Annotated in this window: 21 protein-coding genes; 15 read left to right on the top strand and 6 right to left on the bottom strand. The window is 72.1% G+C overall.

Annotation, left to right across the window (positions count from 1 at the left end; genetic code table 11):
* Positions 1-10: 10 nt before the first annotated feature.
* Both ABZW32_RS10615 and ABZW32_RS10620 read left to right on the top strand, forming a co-directional pair.
* Positions 11-370, top strand: a complete 360-nt coding sequence (locus ABZW32_RS10615; protein WP_356213974.1) for a hypothetical protein — start codon at positions 11-13, stop codon at positions 368-370.
* A 141-nt stretch (positions 371-511) separates the two neighbouring features.
* Positions 512-1,606, top strand: coding sequence for an amidohydrolase family protein (locus ABZW32_RS10620; RefSeq protein ID WP_356213976.1), 1,095 nt, complete (start codon positions 512-514; stop codon positions 1,604-1,606).
* A gap of 43 nt (positions 1,607-1,649) precedes the next feature.
* Here the strand turns inward: ABZW32_RS10620 and ABZW32_RS10625 are convergent, their stop codons facing one another.
* The 4 genes from ABZW32_RS10625 to ABZW32_RS10640 form a co-directional block, all read right to left on the bottom strand.
* Positions 1,650-2,618 carry a COX15/CtaA family protein gene (locus ABZW32_RS10625; protein ID WP_356214152.1) on the bottom strand — a complete coding sequence of 323 codons (969 nt, stop codon included), beginning with the start codon at positions 2,616-2,618 and terminating at the stop codon, positions 1,650-1,652.
* A 25-nt stretch (positions 2,619-2,643) separates the two neighbouring features.
* A complete protein-coding gene (locus tag ABZW32_RS10630; protein ID WP_356213978.1) occupies positions 2,644-3,780 on the bottom strand; it encodes a hypothetical protein in 1,137 nt (378 codons plus the stop codon).
* 88 nt (positions 3,781-3,868) lie between these two features.
* Positions 3,869-4,636 carry an ABC transporter permease gene (locus ABZW32_RS10635; RefSeq protein WP_356213980.1) on the bottom strand — a complete coding sequence of 256 codons (768 nt, stop codon included), beginning with the start codon at positions 4,634-4,636 and terminating at the stop codon, positions 3,869-3,871.
* Complete coding sequence (locus ABZW32_RS10640) at positions 4,633-5,559, bottom strand: ABC transporter ATP-binding protein (protein WP_356213982.1); 927 nt, start codon at positions 5,557-5,559, stop codon at positions 4,633-4,635. Before ABZW32_RS10640 ends, ABZW32_RS10635 begins: the two co-directional genes overlap by 4 nt.
* Positions 5,560-6,070: 511 nt before the next feature.
* Here ABZW32_RS10640 and ABZW32_RS10645 point away from each other — a divergent pair.
* From ABZW32_RS10645 to ABZW32_RS10690, 10 genes are all read left to right on the top strand, one after another.
* Entirely contained in the window at positions 6,071-6,808 is a 738-nt protein-coding gene (locus tag ABZW32_RS10645; protein WP_356213984.1) for an ArsR family transcriptional regulator, read from the top strand.
* A complete protein-coding gene (gene sufB, locus ABZW32_RS10650) occupies positions 6,805-8,220 on the top strand; it encodes a Fe-S cluster assembly protein SufB (protein WP_356213986.1) in 1,416 nt (471 codons plus the stop codon). The genes ABZW32_RS10645 and sufB overlap by 4 nt, the downstream gene beginning before the upstream one ends.
* A gap of 77 nt (positions 8,221-8,297) precedes the next feature.
* Complete coding sequence (gene sufD / locus ABZW32_RS10655) at positions 8,298-9,476, top strand: Fe-S cluster assembly protein SufD (protein ID WP_356213987.1); 1,179 nt, start codon at positions 8,298-8,300, stop codon at positions 9,474-9,476.
* Positions 9,476-9,793, top strand: coding sequence for a bifunctional 3-phenylpropionate/cinnamic acid dioxygenase ferredoxin subunit (locus ABZW32_RS10660; protein WP_356213989.1), 318 nt, complete (start codon positions 9,476-9,478; stop codon positions 9,791-9,793). Before sufD ends, ABZW32_RS10660 begins: the two co-directional genes overlap by 1 nt.
* 7 nt (positions 9,794-9,800) lie before the next feature.
* Entirely contained in the window at positions 9,801-10,565 is a 765-nt protein-coding gene (gene sufC, locus ABZW32_RS10665; protein ID WP_053785807.1) for a Fe-S cluster assembly ATPase SufC, read from the top strand.
* The gene (locus ABZW32_RS10670) at positions 10,562-11,818 is read left to right on the top strand and encodes a cysteine desulfurase (RefSeq protein ID WP_266838397.1); all 1,257 of its coding nucleotides are present in this window, start codon (positions 10,562-10,564) and stop codon (positions 11,816-11,818) included. The genes sufC and ABZW32_RS10670 overlap by 4 nt, the downstream gene beginning before the upstream one ends.
* A 36-nt stretch (positions 11,819-11,854) precedes the next feature.
* The gene (sufU, locus tag ABZW32_RS10675; protein ID WP_266838396.1) at positions 11,855-12,316 is read left to right on the top strand and encodes a Fe-S cluster assembly sulfur transfer protein SufU; all 462 of its coding nucleotides are present in this window, start codon (positions 11,855-11,857) and stop codon (positions 12,314-12,316) included.
* A complete protein-coding gene (locus ABZW32_RS10680) occupies positions 12,313-12,657 on the top strand; it encodes a metal-sulfur cluster assembly factor (RefSeq protein ID WP_030027092.1) in 345 nt (114 codons plus the stop codon). The genes sufU and ABZW32_RS10680 overlap by 4 nt, the downstream gene beginning before the upstream one ends.
* Before the next feature lie 216 nt (positions 12,658-12,873).
* On the top strand, positions 12,874-14,229 hold the full coding sequence (locus ABZW32_RS10685) for a hypothetical protein (RefSeq protein ID WP_356214154.1): 1,356 nt from the start codon (positions 12,874-12,876) through the stop codon (positions 14,227-14,229).
* Positions 14,226-15,593 carry a hypothetical protein gene (locus tag ABZW32_RS10690; protein WP_356213992.1) on the top strand — a complete coding sequence of 456 codons (1,368 nt, stop codon included), beginning with the start codon at positions 14,226-14,228 and terminating at the stop codon, positions 15,591-15,593. Before ABZW32_RS10685 ends, ABZW32_RS10690 begins: the two co-directional genes overlap by 4 nt.
* Here ABZW32_RS10690 and ABZW32_RS10695 read toward each other — a convergent pair.
* Entirely contained in the window at positions 15,590-16,420 is an 831-nt protein-coding gene (locus ABZW32_RS10695; RefSeq protein ID WP_356213994.1) for a hypothetical protein, read from the bottom strand. The two genes, ABZW32_RS10690 and ABZW32_RS10695, sit on opposite strands and share 4 nt — an antisense overlap.
* A 108-nt stretch (positions 16,421-16,528) precedes the next feature.
* Here ABZW32_RS10695 and ABZW32_RS10700 point away from each other — a divergent pair, with 108 nt between their 5' ends.
* On the top strand, positions 16,529-16,852 hold the full coding sequence (locus ABZW32_RS10700) for a multidrug efflux SMR transporter (protein ID WP_266838393.1): 324 nt from the start codon (positions 16,529-16,531) through the stop codon (positions 16,850-16,852).
* Positions 16,852-17,397 carry a TetR family transcriptional regulator gene (locus ABZW32_RS10705; RefSeq protein ID WP_356213996.1) on the top strand — a complete coding sequence of 182 codons (546 nt, stop codon included), beginning with the start codon at positions 16,852-16,854 and terminating at the stop codon, positions 17,395-17,397. Before ABZW32_RS10700 ends, ABZW32_RS10705 begins: the two co-directional genes overlap by 1 nt.
* A 49-nt stretch (positions 17,398-17,446) precedes the next feature.
* On the opposite strand, the gene ABZW32_RS10710 is transcribed toward ABZW32_RS10705, so the two are convergent.
* Positions 17,447-18,322 (bottom strand): winged helix-turn-helix transcriptional regulator, encoded by an 876-nt coding sequence (locus ABZW32_RS10710; RefSeq protein ID WP_356213998.1) that lies wholly within the window; start codon positions 18,320-18,322, stop codon positions 17,447-17,449.
* A 73-nt stretch (positions 18,323-18,395) separates the two neighbouring features.
* Here ABZW32_RS10710 and ABZW32_RS10715 point away from each other — a divergent pair, with 73 nt between their 5' ends.
* Positions 18,396-19,646 carry an MFS transporter gene (locus ABZW32_RS10715; RefSeq protein WP_356214001.1) on the top strand — a complete coding sequence of 417 codons (1,251 nt, stop codon included), beginning with the start codon at positions 18,396-18,398 and terminating at the stop codon, positions 19,644-19,646.
* Positions 19,647-19,651: the final 5 nt, after the last annotated feature.

A 19,651-nucleotide genomic window follows, 5' to 3' on the forward strand; every position in this document is an offset into this window, starting at 1 on the left:
CGCCGGTAGCATGCCGTTCATGGCAGAGACCGCGGAGACCGCAGACACCGCAGCAGACAAGAAGCAGGCCCGCAGGGCGGCTAAGCTGGCCCGAGAGATCGGCGCGTTCGCCAAGCAGCACGGCGGCGCCGAGGGCCACCTCGCCCACATCGGCCAGGCCGGCACCCGCATCGTGCTCGTCGGCAAGGACGGCGGCTGGGGCGACCTGGTCGCCCGGACGCACACCGTGGCCCGGCTGGCCGCCGAGCAGGCCGGGCTGACCCTCCACGACGAGTTCGACGGAGAGTTCGCCGCCCGCGTCCGGACCGGCCCGTACGAGTGGACCCGCATGGCGGGCATCCAGGTGGGCGGCCCGGCCAACCCGGCGTAGCGAGCTGCCGGCCGCGCCCCCGGCCGGCAGCTCCCGAGGCGGCCCCGAAGGGTCGGTCAACAGCGCGAGCACAACCAAGTGCCCCGCTCACCCGTTAGGACCGTGGAACCCGCTTCCTCACGTCCGCAACGGGATGTCCGGATGATCGAAACGCCGCCCCTGGTGGACCAGCACTGCCACGGAGTGCTCCGCACGGAGCTGGGACTCGCCACGTTCGAGGCCCAGCTGACCGGCGCGCCCGGCCCGCCCGCCGCCGGCACCACCTTCTTCGACACCCAGGCCGGCTTCGCCGTGCGCCGCTGGTGTCCGCCGCTGCTCGGGCTGGAGCCCCACTGCCCGCCCGCCCACTACCTGGCCCGGCGGCGCGAACTGGGGCCCGCGGAGACCGGGCGGCGGCTGCTGCGCGGCTCCGGGGTGGGCGCCTACCTGGTCGACACGGGGGCGCCCGGGGACCTCACCGGACCCAAGGAGCTGGCACTCACCGGGGAGGCGGAGGCCTTCGAGGTGGTCCGGCTGGAAGCGCTCGCCGAGCGGGCCGCCGACACCTCCGGGACCGTCGCGGCCTTCCTGGCCGACCTGGGCGGCGCCGTCCACCACGCCGCGGCCTCCGCCGTCGCCTTCGGCTGCGGGGCCGCCACCGGATACGCCCGCGCGCTCGCGGACGACCCGAGCCCGCCGGGCCCCGGCGAGGTGCGCGGGGCCGCCGGGCGGTGGCTGGCCGGGCGGACCGGGGGAGGAGCCGTGCGGGACCCCGTACTCCTGCGGCACCTGCTGTGGAGCGCCGTGAGCTGCGGGCTGCCGGTCCAGCTGCACACCGGTGCGCGGGAACCCGGGGCGCTGACCGGGTTCGTACGGGCCACCGAGGGCCTGGGGACGCAGCTGGTGCTGCTCGGCGGGTACCCGTACCACCGCCACACGGCCGGGCTCGCCGCGGCGCATCCGCACGTCCACGCCGATCTCGGACCCGCCCTCGCGGCGACGGGTGCCCGCGCCGCCGCCGTCCTGGCCGAGCTGCTGGAACTCGCGCCCTTCGGGAAGCTGCTGTTCTCCAGCGGCGGCCGGCGCCTGCCGGAGCTGCACGCGGTCGGCGCACTGGTGTTCCGGGAGGCGCTGGGCCGGGTCCTGGGCGGCTGGGTCGCCGACGGGGCCTGGTCCTGGCGGGACGCGGACCGGGTGGCGGCGATGGTCGCGGCCGGCAACGCCCGGCGGGTCTACCGGCTGGACGAGCGGGGCTGACGACGGCCGCCCCCGGCGCGGAGGCCGGGGCGGCCGGGAGGGGTCAGACCGCGGAGAGCTGCGCGTCGTCCCGCGCCGGGACCTCCGCCCGGTCGGCGGAGCGCTCGCGCAGGCTCAGCACCACGCGGAGCACGGAGATCCAGACCAGGCAGGAACCCAGCATGTGCACGGCGACCAGCACCTCGGGCACGTCCGTGAAGAACTGGACGTAGCCGACGGCCCCCTGGGCGAGCAGCACGACCAGCAGGTCACGGGCGCGCGCCCGGGTGTCGTCGGGGGCGTCCACGACCCGCAGCACCAGCCACATCGCGACGGCGAGCGCGCAGACCAGCCAGGCGGCGATCGCGTGCACGTGCGCGGTGGTGGCCCAGTCGAACGGCATGCGCTTGATCTCGCTGCTGTCGCCGGCGTGCGGGCCCGAACCCGTGACGACCGTACCGGCCGCGATCAGCACCAGGGTGGTCGCGACCAGCGCCCAGGAGAGCTTGCGCACCGGACCGGGTACGCGCGGGCGGGGGGCGGTGTCGCCCTCCCCGGCGCGCTGCCAGGTGACGGTGGTGACCGTGATCAGGCTGGTGGCGAGGAGGAAGTGGCCGGCCACGCTGTAGGGGTTGAGCCCCGTCAGGACGGTGATGCCGCCGAGGACCGCGTTGCCCATCACGAGCGCGAACTGGAGCCAGCCGAGCTTCGTCAGCGAGTGCCGCCAGGGCCGGGCGGAGCGGGCCGCGAGGATGATCCCGCCGACGGCCGCGCAGAGCACGTAGGTCAGCATGCGGTTGCCGAACTCGATGGCCCCGTGGAAGCCCTGCGCCTGCGTCACGACGAGGCTGTCGTCGGTGCACTTGGGCCAGGTGTCGCAGCCGAGACCGGATCCGGTCAGCCGCACGGCGCCACCGGTGACGACGATGAGCACGCTCATGACGAGCGCGGCGAGCGCGGCGCGCCGGACGGTCCGGGGTGACGGGGTCCAGCGGCTGGCGAGGTACGCGAAGGGGTTCAACACGGCCCCTATCGTAAAGGCCGCCTTGTGCAAACTTTCACGAGGGGGTGGCGGCGGGTGAGTCGGGGCCGATGACCAGGCGGAACCTGGCCCCGGCCGGGTCGCCCTCCGCGTGCCACCAGACACGGACCCGCCACAGCGCGCCGTCGCCCGGGTAGGCCGCCGAGTCCATGAAGCCGCGTATCAGATCGGCCGCCACGTCCTCCGCCGTCCGGTTGCGCACCTCCGCCGCGTCGCGCCACGGCGCGGGCTGCGCGGCCCACAGCCCGTCCGGCCCGCGCACCTCGATCCGCCACACCGCGAGCCACGGCGTGACCTCCAGCATCGTCACCACCTGCTCGGCGTCCAGCCCCAGCCGGGCGGCGATCTCCGCCTCCGCCACGCCCTGGATCCGGGCCGCCACCACCGCCTGCGGGAGCAGCCGTTCCGGCAGCAGCCCCTCGGTCCGCAGGCCGGCCAGCGACTCGAAGGTCAGGAAGCGCAGCCGTAGTTCCAGCTGGCGGCCGATGTGGTCCAGGGCCTCCTCGGCCTCCTGCGCCTCCTCGGGCGCGGGGGCCGCGAGCAGCATCCGGCGGAAACCGGCCTCCGCGTCCACCGCCCAGGCGACCGCGTCGGAGGCGAAGCCCAGCTCGGCGAGGCGGTCCCCGAGGAAGACCTTGGCCTGTGCGAGCCCCCGCCGGTTGACGGGGTCGTGCTGGTCGAGGGAGGCCCAGACCTCCACGGCGGCCCGGGTCAGATCGCGGGCCCGCTCCCCGGCCGCCCGTTCCATGGTGCTCGGGCCGCTCTCGCCGCCCGTGCCCAGCGGGTGCCGGGGCAGCCGGTCCGCGTCGCTCAGCGGCCAGGCCAGCCAGACCCCCTGGTTGATCAGACCCCGGGCGTACCACCGGGCGTACTCCGGCGCGTGCCCGGCGGCCTGCCGCGCGTGCCGCAGCCCCTCCTCGATGGCGGCCAGCGCCCCGGCCCGGTCCCCGGCCGCGAACCGGCGGGCCGCCAGGTCCCCCAGGCGCAGCCCCAGCCGGGCCGCGCAGTCGGCATCGGTCCGGGCGGGCTCGCGCAGCGCCCCGATCAGCTCGGCCAGCAGCCGGTCGCTCTCCCCGGGATCCGCGTGCGCGGCCCCCGAGCGGATCCGCGCCCACTGTTCGTCCAGCCGCAGAACGGCCTCTCGCTGTGCCATGCCAGCCCCCCGGCGTCCCGATCGTCGTGCGTCACTGATGAGCGGAGGTGGTCAGCCCCCTGCCCGCCCAACGCACGGCGGACGGGATTCACTCCCAGCGGAAGAACTTCGCGGCGGCGCCCAGTCCCAGCACGGCCCAGACGGCCAGGACGGCCGCGTCGCCCCAGGGCAGCGCGGTCCCGTTCCGGAGCACCTCGCGCAGGCCGTCGGAGAGCGCCGAGATCGGCAGCAGCCCCAGTGCGGACTGCACGGCACCGGGGAACTTCTCCAGCGGCACGATCACCCCGCCGCCGACCAGCAGGAGCAGGAACACCAGGTTGGCGGCGGCCAGCGTGGCCTCGGCCCTGAGGGTGCCCGCCATCAGCAGCCCGAGCCCGGAGAACGCGGCCGTGCCGAGCAGCAGCAGGGCGGCGACCGACAGCGGGTTCCCCTGCGGGGACCAGCCCAGCGCGAGGGCGATCACCGTCAGCAGGGCGACCTGGAGGACCTCGGTGACCAGCACCGACAGGGTCTTGGAGGTCATCAGCGCCCAGCGCGGCAGCGGGGAGGCCCCGAGCCGCTTGAGCACCCCGTAGCGGCGGTCGAAGCCGGTGGCGATGGCCTGCCCGGTGAAGGCGGTGGACATCACGGCGAGCGCGAGGACGCCCGGCGCGAGGAAGTCGACGGACTTCCCGGCACCCGTGTCCACGATGTCCACGGCGGAGAAGAGGGTCAGCAGCAGCGCCGGGATGATCACGGTGAGCAGCAGCTGCTCCCCGTTGCGCAGCAGCATCCGGGTCTCCAGCGCCGTCTGCGCGACGATCATGCGGGACACGGGCGCGGCCCCCGGGCGGGGGGTGAACGTACCGGCGCTCATGAACGCAGCTCCTTACCGGTGAGCTCCAGAAAGACGTCTTCGAGGGTGTGCCGCTCCACCGAGAGGCTGCTGGGCAGCACCCCGTGCTGGGCGCACCAGGAGGCGACGGTGGCCAGCAGCTGCGGGTCCACCTCGCCGGTGACGCGGTAGGCGCCCGGGGTGAGCTCGGCGGCCTGGGTGCCGTCGGGCAGGGCCTTGAGCAGGGAGGCGAGGTCGAGGGAGGGGCGGCCGGTGAAGCGCAGGGTGTTCTCGGCGCCGCCACGGCACAGCTCCTCGGGGCTGCCGTGGGCGATGACCCGGCCGGCGTCCATGATGGCGACCTCGTCGCAGAGCTGTTCGGCCTCGTCCATGTGGTGGGTGGTGAGGACGACGGTGACCCCGTCGGAGCGCAGTTCCCGTACGAGGTCCCAGGTCGCGCGGCGGGCCTGCGGGTCGAGGCCGGCGGTGGGCTCGTCCAGGAAGACCAGCTCCGGGCGGCCGACGACGGCCAGGGCCAGGGCGAGCCGCTGCTGCTGGCCGCCGGAGAGCCGGCGGTAGGGGGTGCGGCCGCAGCCGCCCAGGCCGAGGCGTTCCACGAGGGTGTCCACGTCCAGGGGGTGCGCGTGGAGCCTGGCCACGTGGCGGAGCATCTCCACGGCGCGGGCGCCGGAGTAGACCCCGCCGGACTGGAGCATGACGCCCATCCGCGGGCGCAGGGCCTCGGCGTCGGCGACCGCGTCGAGGCCGAGGACGCGGACGGTGCCGGCGTCGGGGCGGACGTAGCCCTCGCAGGTCTCCACGGTGGTGGTCTTGCCCGCGCCGTTGGGGCCGAGGACCGCGGTGACGCGGGCGCGGGGGACGGTGAGGTCGAGGCCGTCCACGGCGGTTTTGGTGCCGTACCGCTTCACCAGTCCGCGGATCTCCACGGCGGGGTCGTTGCTCATGGGGGGTGAGTCTACGGAGGCCGCCGGGGGGTCCCCGGTCCTGGGGGTGGGGGGTCACCGCCCCGCCGGACGGCGACCTTCACGGGGCCTGCGGGGCTCGCGCGACCTGCGCGACCCGCGGGACCTGCAGGTCCCGCGGGGACGCGGCCGGAATGTCCGTCCTGCGGCCGCCCGCGGCGGTTTTCGCGGCCTTCGGATTCGAACACCGCGCGGCGAACACGGCTCTTTTCGGTCCGGCGGTCCCGGTCGGCCCAGTCCGTTTCCGTGATCTTTTCCGGAATCTCACGTTCACCGATTCCGGCCGCAGTGTGGGTGGAGTCTTGCTGGTGGGAGCCCTTCGCCGGTGCGCCGGAGGGGCCCGGTACGAATGCGGAGCGATCCTCTCCGATTAACTCTCCGTCGATAAATTAGGTAACCCTTAGTGATGGATACCACCAGGCGTGGCCTCCGTCACGGCTTGTCGGAGCTCGCTTAATTACGCAACAATGGCGTTGTGAAATACGGCGAACGGATGAGCGAGGCCCCTCAGGGGGAGCTCGCGACCGGGGAGCGGTCAACCCGCAACCGGGTCGCGCGGTCCATCCTGGACCACGGCCCCTCCACCGTCGCCGACCTCGCGCAGCGTCTCGGCCTCACCCAGGCCGCCGTCCGCCGCCACCTCGACACGCTCGTCGCCGACGACGTGGTCGCACCCCGTGAGCAGCGTGTGTACGGCGCGCGCACCCGGGGCCGGCCCGCCAAGGTCTTCGCGCTCACCGACTGCGGCCGCGACGCCTTCGACCAGTCCTACGACACCCTCGCCGCGGACGCCCTGCGCTGGATCGCGCAGTCCGTCGGCGGGGGCGAGCAGGGGGAGGCGGCCGTCGCCGCCTTCGCCAGGGCGCGCATGGAGGCGCAGGCGCAGACCTACCGGGAGTCCGTCGACGCGGTCGCCCCCGCGGACCGCGCCGAGGCCCTTGCCAGGGCGTTGACCGTGGACGGGTACGCTGCTACGGCGAAGAGCGCTCCCGGTCCGCACAGCGGTGAACAGCTCTGTCAGCACCACTGCCCGGTCGCACACGTCGCCGAGCAGTTCCCGCAGCTCTGCGAGGCGGAGACCGAGGTCTTCTCACGCCTGCTCGGGACGCATGTGCAGCGCCTCGCCACGATCGCCCACGGCGACGGGGTGTGCACCACGTTCATTCCGCGAAGCGCCACACAGACCGACACATCAGTATCTGCAAGTACGGCCGGGAGGAACCCCGCATGACCACGGAGACTGCTCACCCTGAGCTCGATGGCCTGGGCACCTACGAATACGGCTGGGCCGACTCCGACGCGGCCGGTGCCGCTGCCAAGCGGGGTCTGTCCGAGGAGGTCGTCCGCGACATCTCGGCGAAGAAGTCCGAGCCGGAGTGGATGCTGAACCTCCGCCTCAAGGGCCTCAAGCTGTTCGACAAGAAGCCCATGCCGAACTGGGGATCCGACCTCTCCGGCATCGACTTCGACAACATCAAGTACTTCGTGCGTTCCACCGAGAAGCAGGCCGCTTCCTGGGAGGACCTGCCCGAGGACATCAAGAACACGTACGACAAGCTCGGCATCCCGGAGGCGGAGAAGCAGCGCCTCGTCGCCGGTGTCGCGGCCCAGTACGAGTCCGAGGTCGTCTACCACCAGATCCGCGAGGACCTGGAGGAGCAGGGCGTCATCTTCCTCGACACGGACACCGCGCTCAAGGAGCACCCGGAGCTCTTCCAGGAGTACTTCGGCACGGTCATCCCGGTCGGCGACAACAAGTTCGCGTCGCTGAACACCGCGGTGTGGTCCGGCGGCTCCTTCATCTACGTCCCCAAGGGCGTGAAGGTCGACATCCCGCTCCAGGCCTACTTCCGTATCAACACGGAGAACATGGGCCAGTTCGAGCGGACGCTGATCATCGTCGACGAGGACGCCTACGTCCACTACGTCGAGGGCTGCACCGCCCCGATCTACTCCTCGGACTCGCTGCACAGCGCCGTGGTCGAGATCATCGTGAAGAAGGGCGGCCGCTGCCGCTACACGACCATCCAGAACTGGTCGAACAACGTCTACAACCTGGTCACCAAGCGCGCCGTGGCGTACGAGGGCGCGACCATGGAGTGGATCGACGGCAACATCGGTTCCAAGGTCACCATGAAGTACCCGGCCGTCTACCTGATGGGCGAGCACGCCAAGGGCGAGACGCTCTCCATCGCCTTCGCGGGCGAGGGCCAGCACCAGGACGCCGGCTCCAAGATGGTCCACATGGCGCCGAACACCTCCTCCAACATCGTCTCCAAGTCGGTGGCGCGAGGCGGCGGCCGCACCTCGTACCGCGGCCTGGTCGAGATCGGCGAGGGCGCCCACGGCTCCAAGTCGAACGTGCTCTGCGACGCGCTCCTGGTCGACACGATCTCCCGTTCGGACACGTACCCGTACGTGGACGTCCGTGAGGACGACGTCTCCATGGGCCACGAGGCCACGGTCTCCAAGGTCTCCGACGACCAGCTCTTCTACCTGATGAGCCGCGGTCTGACGGAGTTCGAGGCCATGGCCATGATCGTGCGCGGCTTCGTCGAGCCCATCGCGCGCGAGCTGCCCATGGAGTACGCCCTGGAGCTCAACCGGCTGATCGAGCTGCAGATGGAGGGCTCGGTCGGCTAATACCGGCCGCCGCCCGGCATCCAGCACATTCTTTGACGTAGGCAGCGTTTTTTAAGAGAGCGAGCAACACGACAGCCATGGCTGAGGCTCAGAACATCCCGGCGGGCTCCACCACCGCCGGCGCGATCGCGGTGGCCGCCGAGTCCACCGTCGCCACCCGGATGAGCGCGCCGCCGTCCTTCGACGTGGCCGACTTCCCGGTTCCGAACGGCCGCGAGGAGGAGTGGCGGTTCACCCCGCTCGCCCGCCTCAAGGGCCTGCACGACGGCACCGCGGTCGCCGACGGCACCATGAAGGCCCAGATCGACGCGCCCGAGGGCGTGACGGTCGAGTCGGTCGAGCGCGGCGACGAGCGGATCGGCAAGGCCGGCACCCCCGTCGACCGCGTCTCCGCGCAGGCCTTCTCCTCCTTCGCCAAGGCCACGGTCGTCACCGTGCCCAAGGAGACCGTGCTCGCCGAGCCGATCCGGGTCGCGCTGCACGGCGAGGGCGGCACGACCTTCGGTCACACCGTCTTCGACATCAAGCCCTTCGCCGAGGCGATCATCGTGATCGACCACACCGGTGACGGCGTCCGCGCCGCCAACGTCGACATCCTCGTCGGCGACGGCGCCAAGGTGACCTTCGTGTCCGTGCAGGACTGGGACGACACCGCCGTCCACACCTCCCAGCACAACGCGCTGGTCGGCCGCGACGCGAGCTTCAAGTCCGTGGTCGTCACCTTCGGCGGCGACCTCGTGCGCCTGCACCCCCGGATCGCCTACGCGGGCCCCGGCGGCGAGGCCGAGATGCTCGGCCTGTACTTCACGGACGCCGGCCAGCACCAGGAGCACCGCCTCCTGGTCACGCACGACGCCCCGCACTGCAAGTCGAACGTGGTCTACAAGGGCGCGCTCCAGGGCCAGGACGCCCACGCCGTCTGGATCGGTGACGTGCTCATCGAGAAGAGCGCCGAGGGCACCGACACCTACGAGATGAACCGCAACCTCGTCCTGACGGACGGCGCGCGGGTCGACTCGGTGCCGAACCTGGAGATCGAGACCGGCGAGATCGTCGGCGCCGGCCACGCCTCCGCCACCGGCCGCTTCGACGACGAGCAGCTCTTCTACCTCCAGGCGCGCGGCATCCCGGCCGACGAGGCCCGCCGTCTGGTCGTGCGCGGCTTCTTCGCCGAGCTCGTCCAGCAGATCGGTGTCGACGACATCGAGGAGCGCCTGCTCGCCAAGATCGAGACCGAGCTGGCGGCGTCCGTCTGATGAGCTACCTCAAGGCCTGTGCGCTGAGCGAGCTGGAGGAGGACACCCCCAAGCGGGTGGAACTCGACGGCACGCCGGTGTCCATCGTCCGTACCGAGGGCGAGGTGTTCGCGATCAACGACATCTGCTCGCACGCGAACGTCTCGCTCTCGGAGGGCGAGGTCGAGGACTGCATGATCGAGTGCTGGCTGCACGGGTCGGCCTTCGACCTGCGCACCGGGAAGCCTTCCGGTCTGCCCGCGACCCGCCCCGTACCCGTTTACCCCGTAAAGATCGAAGGGGACGACGTGCTCGTCTCCCTCACCCAGGAGTCCTGAGGTATCCATGGCAACGCTTGAAATCCACGACCTGCACGTCTCCGTCGAGGCCGAGAACGGCGCCCGCGAGATCCTCAAGGGCGTCGACCTCACCGTCAAGCAGGGTGAGACGCACGCCATCATGGGTCCGAACGGCTCCGGCAAGTCCACGCTGGCGTACTCGCTGGCCGGTCACCCGAAGTACACCATCACCGGTGGCACCGTGACCCTCGACGGCGAAGACGTCCTGGAGATGTCCGTCGACGAGCGCGCCCGCGCCGGCGTGTTCCTCGCCATGCAGTACCCGGTCGAGGTCCCCGGCGTCTCGGTCTCCAACTTCCTGCGGACCTCGGCCACGGCCATCCGCGGCGAGGCCCCCAAGCTGCGCACCTGGGTGAAGGAGGTCAAGTCCGCGATGGAGCAGCTCCAGATGGACCCGGCCTTCGCCGAGCGCAACGTGAACGAGGGCTTCTCCGGCGGTGAGAAGAAGCGCCACGAGATCCTCCAGCTGGAGCTCCTCAAGCCGAAGATCGCGATCCTCGACGAGACCGACTCCGGCCTGGACGTCGACGCGCTGCGCATCGTCTCCGAGGGCGTCAACCGCGTCCGCGAGACCGGTGAGGTCGGCACCCTGCTGATCACCCACTACACGCGCATCCTGCGCTACATCAAGCCCGACTTCGTGCACGTGTTCGCCAACGGCCGCATCGCCGAGTCCGGTGGCGCCGAGCTGGCCGACCAGCTGGAGGCCGAGGGCTACGACAAGTACGTGAAGGGTGGCGCGACCGCGTGACACAGCTGCCTGGCCTCCTCGACACCGAGGCGATCCGCAAGGACTTCCCCCTGCTGGATCGTGTGGTCCACGACGGGAAGAAGATCGTTTACCTGGACAACGCGGCGACCTCGCAGAAGCCGCGCCAGGTGCTCGACGCGCTGAACGCGTACTACGAGCGGCACAACGCCAACGTCCACCGCGGCGTGCACGTGCTCGCCGAGGAGGCCACGGCACTGTACGAGGGCGCCCGCGACAAGGTCGCCGCCTTCATCAACGCGCCGAGCCGCGACGAGGTGATCTTCACCAAGAACGCCTCCGAGTCGCTCAACCTCGTGGCGAACATGCTCGGCTGGGCGGAGGAGCCCTACCGGGTCGACCGCGAGACCGAGATCGCCATCACGGAGATGGAGCACCACTCCAACATCGTGCCGTGGCAGCTGCTCTCGCAGCGCACCGGCGCGAAGCTGAAGTGGTTCGGCCTCACCGACGACGGCCGGCTCGACCTGTCCAACATCGAAGAGGTCATCACGGAGAAGACGAAGATCGTCTCCTTCACGCTGGTCTCCAACATCATGGGCACGGTCAACCCGGTCGAGGCGATCGTCCGGCGCGCGCAGGAGGTCGGCGCGCTGGTGCTGATCGACGCCTCGCAGGCCGCTCCGCACATGCCCCTGGACGTCCAGGCCCTCGGCGCCGACTTCGTGGCCTTCACCGGCCACAAGATGTGCGGCCCGACCGGCATCGGCGTCCTGTGGGGCCGCCAGGAGCTGCTGGAGGACCTGCCTCCGTTCCTGGGCGGCGGCGAGATGATCGAGACCGTTTCGATGCACTCGTCGACCTACGCTCCCGCGCCCCACAAGTTCGAGGCCGGTACGCCCCCGATCGCCCAGGCCGTCGGCCTCGGCGCGGCCGTGGACTACCTGACCTCGATCGGCATGGAGAAGATCGCCGCTCACGAGCACGCGATCACCGAGTACGCGGTCAAGCGCCTCCTGGAGGTGCCCGACCTGCGGATCATCGGCCCGACCACGGCCGAGGACCGCGGCGCCGCGATCTCCTTCACGCTCGGGGACATCCACCCGCACGACGTCGGCCAGGTGCTCGACGAACAGGGCATCGCGGTCCGCGTGGGACACCACTGCGCGCGCCCCGTCTGCCTGCGGTACGGAATTCCCGCGACGACGCGAGCGTCGTTCTACCTGTACTCCTCTCCGGCCGAGGTCGACGCGCTGATCGACGGGCTGGAGCACGTACGGAACTTCTTCGGATGATGAAGAGTCGGACGACACGAGGCTGACGAGGACGCAGTGAAGCTGGATTCGATGTACCAGGAACTGATCCTGGACCACTACAAGCACCCGCACGGCCGCGGCCTGCGCGACGGTGACGCCGAGGTGCACCACGTCAACCCGACGTGCGGCGACGAGATCACGCTGCGAGTGAAGTACGACGGGGAGACGCTCACCGACGTCTCCTACGAGGGCCAGGGCTGCTCCATCAGCCAGGCCAGCGCGTCCGTACTGAACGAGCTGCTCGTCGGCAAGCAGCTGGCCGAGGCGCAGAAGATCCAGGCCACGTTCCTGGAGCTGATGCAGTCCAAGGGCAAGCTGGAGCCGGACGAGGCGATGGAGGAGGTGCTGGAGGACGCTGTCGCCTTCTCCGGCGTCTCCAAGTATCCGGCGCGCGTGAAGTGTGCTCTCCTGAGCTGGATGGCCTGGAAGGACGCGACCGCCCAGGTGCTGGGCGACGCGGAGAGGAAGACGGCATGACCGAGAACGCGACGCCCGAGGCGTCGACCAAGCCGGCCACCGAGGAAGAGGTCCGCGAGGCCCTCTACGACGTGGTCGACCCCGAGCTGGGCATCGACGTCGTCAACCTGGGCCTGATCTACGGCATCCACATCGACGACGCGAACATCGCCACCCTCGACATGACCCTCACCTCGGCGGCCTGCCCGCTGACGGACGTCATCGAGGACCAGGCGAAGTCGGCGACGGACGGCATCGTCAACGAACTTCGCATCAACTGGGTCTGGATGCCCCCGTGGGGCCCGGACAAGATCACGGACGACGGCCGTGAGCAGCTGCGCGCGCTCGGTTTCAACGTCTGACCTACGCGTAGGTGAGAGGGCCCCCGGCACGGTCGTGCCGGGGGCCCTCCCTGTTCTCCGGCCCGACAGGTGAAGTGCACCAGGAGTTGGCCACGGTGGCCGAATCTTCTCGATGGCCGTCCTGACGGGACGGCGCACGCGAGAGGAACCCCCGTGACCGTTCGCCTTTCACCGGCAGGCCGCTGCGGCGCCGTGGGCGCCGCCGGGGCCGCGGCCCTGCTCCTGGCCGGGCTGACCGTGCCCGCCAGTGCGGACACGGGATACGCGGCTCCGACGATCACCCTGTCCGCCGACCACCTCAGCGGTGCCGTGGGAGCCTTCGGCGACCCCACCGTCACGGCCGACGTGGAGCAGGCCGGCGTCCCGGCCGGGTTCCTGCGGCTCCAGGTGGTCTCCTCCAGCAACCCGGCCGTCGCCGCGGTGGGCGACGTACGCCAGGAGCGCACGCCGGACGGCGACCGCAGGCTGACGGTCCAGGCCCGTGCGCAGGGGTACACCGACCTCACGCTCCGCGTCACCGGCCGCGGCGGCCGGACGGCCACCGCCGTCCTCTCCTACGCCGCCTCGGCGCGGACCGGCGCCGCCTTCGGGACCCGCTACCTGACCGGCTCCTCCGACGCCTCGGCCGCCGTGGACGTGGGCGGCGGCTACGCCCTGGTCGCCGACGACGAGTCCAACGTGCTGCGCCTGTACGACCGTTCCCGCTCCGGCGCACCCGTCAGGTCCTGGGACCTCGGCCCCGCGCTCGGCGCGAAGAAGGAGGCCGACATCGAGGCCGCCGCCCGGGTCGGAGACACCGTCTACTGGACCGGCTCGCTCGGCAACACCAAGGACGGAAAGTACAAGGCCGAACGGAACACCGTCCTCACCACCCGGATCACCGGCTCGGGCGCCGCGACCGAGGTCACCTTCACCGCCGCCTACAAGAGCCTGCGCGACGACCTCGTGGCCTGGGACACCGCGAACGGCAACCGCTACGGCTTCGCGGCAGGGACGGCCGCGGGCGCGGCCCCGAAGCGGATCGACGGCTTCAACGTGGAGGGGCTGGAGTTCGCCCCGGGGTCCACGACCACCGCCTACCTGGGCTTCCGTGCCCCGCTGGCCCCGGCCGTGCCCGGCGGCAAGGCGCTGCTCGTACCCGTCACCAACCTGGACCGGGTCCTCGCGGCCGGCGAGAAGCCCGTCTTCGGTGCCGGGATCGAGCTGGACCTCGGCGGGCTCGCGGTCCGCGACATCCGCAAGAACGCCGCGAACCAGTACCTGATCCTGGCCGGCTCCTGGGCCGCCGACGACAACTCCGACCCCTACGCCCTCTACCAGTGGGACGGGGTCCCCGGCCACGCCCCGCGCAAGCGCGCCGACCTGCCGACCGGCGACCCCGGCGGCTGGGAGGCCATCGTGGACGTGCCCGACCTGCGGGTGCCCGGCGCCCGCGTACAGCTCATCACCGACAACGGTGCCGCCGACCTCTACGGCGACGGCACCGAAGCCAAGGACCTGACGCACCCGGAGTGGAAGAAGTCCCGCTCCGCCTGGTTCGCGCTCGGCCCGATTCGTGGGGGACACCGATGAACAGCAAGCACCTGGGTACGGCCGCGCTCGCGGCGATCCTCCTGGCCGGGCTCAACGCCCCGGCCCAGGCCGTCAGTTACGGCACGCCGACCATCTCCTTCTCGTCCTCGTACCTGTCCGGGGCCGTCGGCGGGGTCGGCGACCAGACCGTGGACGTCACCGTGGGGCAGAGCGGGGCCGACGCCTCCGCGCTCACCGTCAGCGCCACCGCCTCCAGCAAGGCCTCCGTCGCCGGAACCGGCGACGTCACCGTGACCGGCGCCGGCGCCGTACGGCAGCTCGCCGTCACCGCGCGGGGCCGCGGCTACGCCAACCTCACCATCAAGGTGAGCGGACTCGGCGGCAAGAGCGCCACCAAGACCCTCTCCTACGCGGCCTCCGGCGCCGTCCAGAACCCGGCCGACGCCCGCTACCTCAGCGGCGCCTCCGACTCCTCGGCGGCCGTGGACGTCGGCGGCGGCTACACGGTGGTCGCCGACGACGAGAACAACGTGCTGCGCCTGTACGACCGTTCCCGCTCCGCCGCACCCGTCAGGACCTGGGACTTCAGCTCCCAGCTCGGCGTCACCAAGGAGGTGGACATCGAGGGCGCGACGCGGATCGGCGACACCATCTACTGGACCGGCTCGCTCGGCAACAACAAGGACGGCGAGTACAAGGCCCCCCGCAACACCGTCTTCACCACCACGGTGAGCGGCTCCGGCTCCGCGACCCAGCTCGCGTACGGGCGCTCGTACAAGAAGCTCCGCGACGACCTCGTGGCCTGGGACACCGCGAACGGCAACCGCTACGGCTTCGCGGCGGGGACGGCCGCGGGCGAGGCCCCGAAGCAGATCGACGGCTTCAACGTGGAGGGGCTGGAGTTCGCCCCGGGATCCACGACCACCGCCTACCTGGGCTTCCGTGCCCCGCTGGCCCCGGCCGTGCCCGGCGGCAAGGCGCTGCTCGTACCCGTCACCAACTTCGACAAGGTCCTCTCCAGCGGTTCCAAGGCCGTCTTCGGTGCGGGGATCGAGCTGGACCTCGGCGGGCTCGCGGTCCGCGACATCCGCAAGAACGCCGCGAACCAGTACCTGATCCTGGCCGGCTCCTGGGCCGCCGACGACAACTCCGACCCCTACGCCCTCTACCAGTGGGACGGCGTTCCCGGCCACGCCCCGGTCAAGCGCGCCGACCTGCCGACCACCGACCCGGGCGGCTGGGAGGCCATCGTGGACGTGCCCGACCTGACGGTGCCCGGGGCCCGGGTGCAGCTGATCACCGACAGCGGATCGGCGGACCTCTACGGCGACGGCACCGAGGCCAAGGACCTGACGCACCCGGAGTGGAAGAAGGCGCGGGCCGCCTGGTTCACGCTGTCCTAGGGGGCCGCTTCGGCGGTCAGGGTCTCCGCCAGGTGTTCGTGGCGGATCCGCCGGTCCACGTAGAGGAGACCGGCGGGCAGCTGCGGGAAGGCCGGCAGCAGGACCAGGGCCGCCAGAGCGCCCGGGAGGCCGGCCCGCGTCAGCAGCGCGTACCCGGCACCCGCGGTGAAGGCGACGGCCGGTGCGGTCCAGCACAAGGTGCGCCACCAGGCACCCCGCACCAGCCGGGCCGAGCGGCGCAGCGCCGCCACCGGGCCGAGCCCCTCGTACCCGGCGGCGGTGGGTGCCAGCGAGAACAGCACGCCCAGCCACAGGGCGACCGGAGCCAGGGGCAGCAGCACCAGTGGCGGCAGCCCCGCCGCCAGGGCCGCCGCACCCGGGCCCGCCGCCGTCAGCAGGGCCGTCAGCTGGGCCCCGAGCACCCGGGGGGTGCGGGGCAGCGCGGCCCCGAGCAGCCCCGGCACGGTCACGGCGCGGCCCAGGACCGCCGGCCGCAGCAGGGCCGCGATCAGGGCGGTGGCCAGCGCGCAGGTGAAGACCAGGAACAGGGCCGCCGCCGGCAGGAGCACCCATACGAAGGCCCGTTCACCGGCCCGGGGGCTGAGCGAGGCCAGGGCCGCCGCCCCCGCCGCCGCGACGACCAGCACCCCCGCCGCGAGCTGGCCGAGGAGCAGGGCACCGCACAGCCGGCCGCCGTAGCGGGACAGGGCGGCGAAGGCGCCCCCGAGGATGTCGCCGGGCCCCAGCGGGCGCAGGGGCACCACGCCCGGCCGGGGCCGTTGCGGAGGCAGCCAGCCGCCGCCGCTGTGGGTCCAGTGCTGTGCCATACGCGGTCCCCCTGTCGTGTGCGGGGGGACACCGTAGTACCGCAGCCTGTGAGTGTCCTGAGGCTTGCGTGTGTACATCTGTACGCATCGATGTGTACTGTTGTACGCATGCCGTACGTACTGCTTGCGGCGGCCATAGCCGCCGAGGTCGCCGGGACCACCGCGATGAAGTACAGCGAGGGGTTCACCAGGCTCTGGCCCTCACTGGGGACGCTGCTGGGCTACGTGGTGGCCTTCAGTCTGCTCGCGCAGACGCTCCGATCGATGTCGGTCGGCACGGCGTACGCGATCTGGGCCGGAGTCGGCACCGCCGCCATCGCCGCCATCGGCATGGTGTTCATGGGGGAGGCCGCCACCGCCGCGAAACTCGCCGGGATCGCCCTGATCATCGCCGGGGTGGTCCTGCTGAACCTCGGCGGAGCGGCCCACTGATGGCCGACGGAGTGCGCCGGTACGACCCCGAGCGGCGGCAGCGGATCATCGACGCCGCGATCCGGGTGGTGGGGGCCAAGGGGATCGCGGGGCTGAGCCACCGCAGCGCCGCGGCCGAGGCGGACGTGCCGCTGGGCTCGACGACCTATCACTTCAAGAGCCTGGACGATCTGCTGGTGGCGGCCCTCCGGCAGGCCAACGAGGCCTACGCGCCCGCGTTCGCGCCGCGCGGGGGCGAGGACCTGGCGGACGCCCTGGCCCGGCTGCTGGGGGAGGTCCTGGCGGCGGACCGGGGGCGGGCGGAGCTGGAGTACGAGCTCTACCTGGCCGCCCTGCGCCGGCCCGCGCTGCGGCCGGTCGCGGCCGAGTGGCTGGAGTCGGTGGCCGACGCACTGGCGGAACACACCGATCCGGTGACGGCGCGGGCGCTGGTGGCCGTGATGGACGGCATCTGCCTCCAGGTCCTGCTGACGGACTGCCCGTACGAGGAGGCGTACGCCCGCGAGATCCTCGCCCGGGTCCTGGGCCTGCCCCGCCGGCCGTGAGCCGTCGTCACGGGCGGCGCGACGACACCGTGCCGCGGGGCGCCGCCGGTCAGGGCGCGGAGCGGACCGCCTCCAGGGCCGCGGCGACGCTCGCCTCGATGTCCCGGATCGGGTAGAACACCTCGCGCACCGTGCGCTCCCGGTCCACGACCAGCGTCAGTCGCTTCAGCCGGCTCACCCCGCCCGCGCGGAAGGTCGGCAGGCGCAGGGCCGTCACCAGGTCCAGTTCCGCGTCCGAGAGGAGCGGGAAGCGCAGCCGCTCGTGCTCCGCGAACTCCCGCTGCTCGTCCGGGCGCTGGGTCGAGACCCCGTGGACGGTGGCGCCGGCCGCGGTGAACTCCGCGAGCTGGTCGCGGAAGGTGCACGACTCCAGCGTGCACCCCTTCGCGCCGGGGATCCCGGCCCAGCCGGGCGGGTAGGACTCACCCCGGGCGTACGCGCCGGGGAAGCAGTACAGGACCGTGAACGGCGTGTCCGCCACCGGGTCGCGGAGCTCGCCGAAACGGTCCGGCAGCAGCAGCTCCGGCAGTCGGGTGCCGCGCAGCGCGTGCACCCGTGCGGCCTCCTTCGAGGACTCCTCGGTCGTCGCCGTCATCTCTCCCTCTCCCAGGATCCAGGCGTCGCCCCAGTCCTGGAGGGCGACCAGGACCGGGAGCAGGCCCCGCCCGCGCGGGGTCAGCCGGTATTCGTGCCGCACCGGGCGTTCCTGGTACGGCGTGCGCGTCAGCACCCCGGCCTCGACGAGCAGCTTCAGCCGCTCGGCGAGCACCTTGCGGGACATGCCCAGCTCGCGCTGGAGCTCGTCGAAGCGGTGCAGACCGCGCGCGGTGTCGCGCACGATCAGCAGCGTCCACCAGTCGCCCACGACGTCGAGGGCCTGGGCGACGGAACAGTCCGCGTCGCCGAGGTGTGTGCGCTGGGCCATGGCACTCCTTTGTCCGTTGACCCCAGGCTGCCATGCTGACATAGTCCGTTCCTAAAGGGAACTTACTCGATGGGTGCAGGGGGACACGGGTGTGCTGCAGGGGCTCAAGGACGTACCGAGGGTCGTGTGGCTGCTGGCCGCGGGGATCTTCGTCAACGCCGTCGCCGGTTTCACCGTCGTCTTCGTCTTCCTCTACCTGACCGGTCCGCGCGGCCTCGACGCCACCGGGGCGGGCCTGGTCGTCGGCATCGGCGGCGTCGGCCTGGTCGCGGGCAACTTCACCGGCGGCTGGTACGGCGACCGCTTCGGCCACCGCCGTGTGCTGCTCGCCGCCTCGGCCCTCGGGGGATCCGCCCTCGTCGCCCTGCCTGCGGCCCCCACCCTCCTGCTGGCGCTCCTGCTGCCGTTCGCCCAGTACGCCTCCGGGGTGATCCGCGCCGCCAACTCCGCGCTGGTCGCCGTCACCGTGCCGGAAGGCTCCCGCCGCCAGGCCTTCGCCGTCACCCGCTGCCTGTCCAACGGGGGCTTCGCGGTGGGCGGACCCCTCGGAGCCCTCGTCGCCACCGGACTCTCGTACGACTGGCTCTTCGTCGCCGACGGCCTCGGCACCCTCGTCTTCGCCCTCTGGACCGCCCGGGTCGTCCCGGCCCGGGCCGCCACCGCCCCTCCCGCGGCCCCGGACGGGGGTCCGGGCCGCGGGGGGCTGTGGCGGGAGCTGCGTGCGCGGCCCGCCGTACTGGTCCTGCTCGGTGCGATCGCCGTCATCGACGTCGTCTACCGGCAGCACCTGACGACCTTCCCCGTCTACCTCGCCGACCACGGTCTGGACACCCGTGCCTACGGATGGCTCGTCGGGATCAACTGCGGCGTCATCCTGCTCCTGGAGATCCCCGCCGCCCTCGCCCTGCGCAGGCGCTCCCCGCTGCACGTCATCGGCGGCGGACTGGTGCTGGTGGGCGGCGGCTACGCGATGCTGACGGCGGGGGCCGGCGCCGCGACGGCCGTGGCGATGATGCTGCTCCTCACGCTCGGGGAGATCCTCTACAAGACCACCGCAATGGCGTACGTCGCGGACGAGTCGCCGGAGCACGCCGTCGGCCGGTTCCAGAGCCTGTACGCGGGCGTCTCCATCAGCGGGTTCGTCCTCGCCGCGCCCCTCGGCGGAGCCCTGTACGACACCGCGCCGGACCTGCTGTGGCCGCTGTGCGCGGCGCTCGGCGCGGCTGCCGGGGGGATCGTGCTGGTCACGGGTGCGCGGGAGGCGCGGCGACGCGTACGACCGGCACATGAGACCGGTTCGCGACCGAAGGCCGTCGCCGGTTAGGTTTC

The organism is Streptomyces sp. NPDC004667, from assembly GCF_040609475.1.
In the GTDB taxonomy this organism is placed as follows: Bacteria; Actinomycetota; Actinomycetes; order Streptomycetales; family Streptomycetaceae; genus Streptomyces.

Bases quoted from the DNA above. Each gene is read 5' to 3' on its own strand.
- ABZW32_RS10615 (WP_356213974.1), top strand. From the start codon at position 11: ATGCCGTTCATGGCAGAGACCGCGGAGACCGCAGACACCGCAGCAGAC.
- ABZW32_RS10620 (WP_356213976.1), top strand. From the start codon at position 512: ATGATCGAAACGCCGCCCCTGGTGGACCAGCACTGCCACGGAGTGCTC.
- ABZW32_RS10630 (WP_356213978.1), bottom strand. From the start codon at position 3,780: ATGGCACAGCGAGAGGCCGTTCTGCGGCTGGACGAACAGTGGGCGCGG.
- ABZW32_RS10635 (WP_356213980.1), bottom strand. From the start codon at position 4,636: ATGAGCGCCGGTACGTTCACCCCCCGCCCGGGGGCCGCGCCCGTGTCC.
- ABZW32_RS10640 (WP_356213982.1), bottom strand. From the start codon at position 5,559: ATGAGCAACGACCCCGCCGTGGAGATCCGCGGACTGGTGAAGCGGTAC.
- ABZW32_RS10645 (WP_356213984.1), top strand. From the start codon at position 6,071: ATGAGCGAGGCCCCTCAGGGGGAGCTCGCGACCGGGGAGCGGTCAACC.
- sufB (WP_356213986.1), top strand. From the start codon at position 6,805: ATGACCACGGAGACTGCTCACCCTGAGCTCGATGGCCTGGGCACCTAC.
- sufD (WP_356213987.1), top strand. From the start codon at position 8,298: ATGGCTGAGGCTCAGAACATCCCGGCGGGCTCCACCACCGCCGGCGCG.
- ABZW32_RS10660 (WP_356213989.1), top strand. From the start codon at position 9,476: ATGAGCTACCTCAAGGCCTGTGCGCTGAGCGAGCTGGAGGAGGACACC.
- sufC (WP_053785807.1), top strand. From the start codon at position 9,801: ATGGCAACGCTTGAAATCCACGACCTGCACGTCTCCGTCGAGGCCGAG.
- ABZW32_RS10680 (WP_030027092.1), top strand. From the start codon at position 12,313: ATGACCGAGAACGCGACGCCCGAGGCGTCGACCAAGCCGGCCACCGAG.
- ABZW32_RS10690 (WP_356213992.1), top strand. From the start codon at position 14,226: ATGAACAGCAAGCACCTGGGTACGGCCGCGCTCGCGGCGATCCTCCTG.
- ABZW32_RS10695 (WP_356213994.1), bottom strand. From the start codon at position 16,420: ATGGCACAGCACTGGACCCACAGCGGCGGCGGCTGGCTGCCTCCGCAA.
- ABZW32_RS10700 (WP_266838393.1), top strand. From the start codon at position 16,529: ATGCCGTACGTACTGCTTGCGGCGGCCATAGCCGCCGAGGTCGCCGGG.
- ABZW32_RS10705 (WP_356213996.1), top strand. From the start codon at position 16,852: ATGGCCGACGGAGTGCGCCGGTACGACCCCGAGCGGCGGCAGCGGATC.
- ABZW32_RS10710 (WP_356213998.1), bottom strand. From the start codon at position 18,322: ATGGCCCAGCGCACACACCTCGGCGACGCGGACTGTTCCGTCGCCCAG.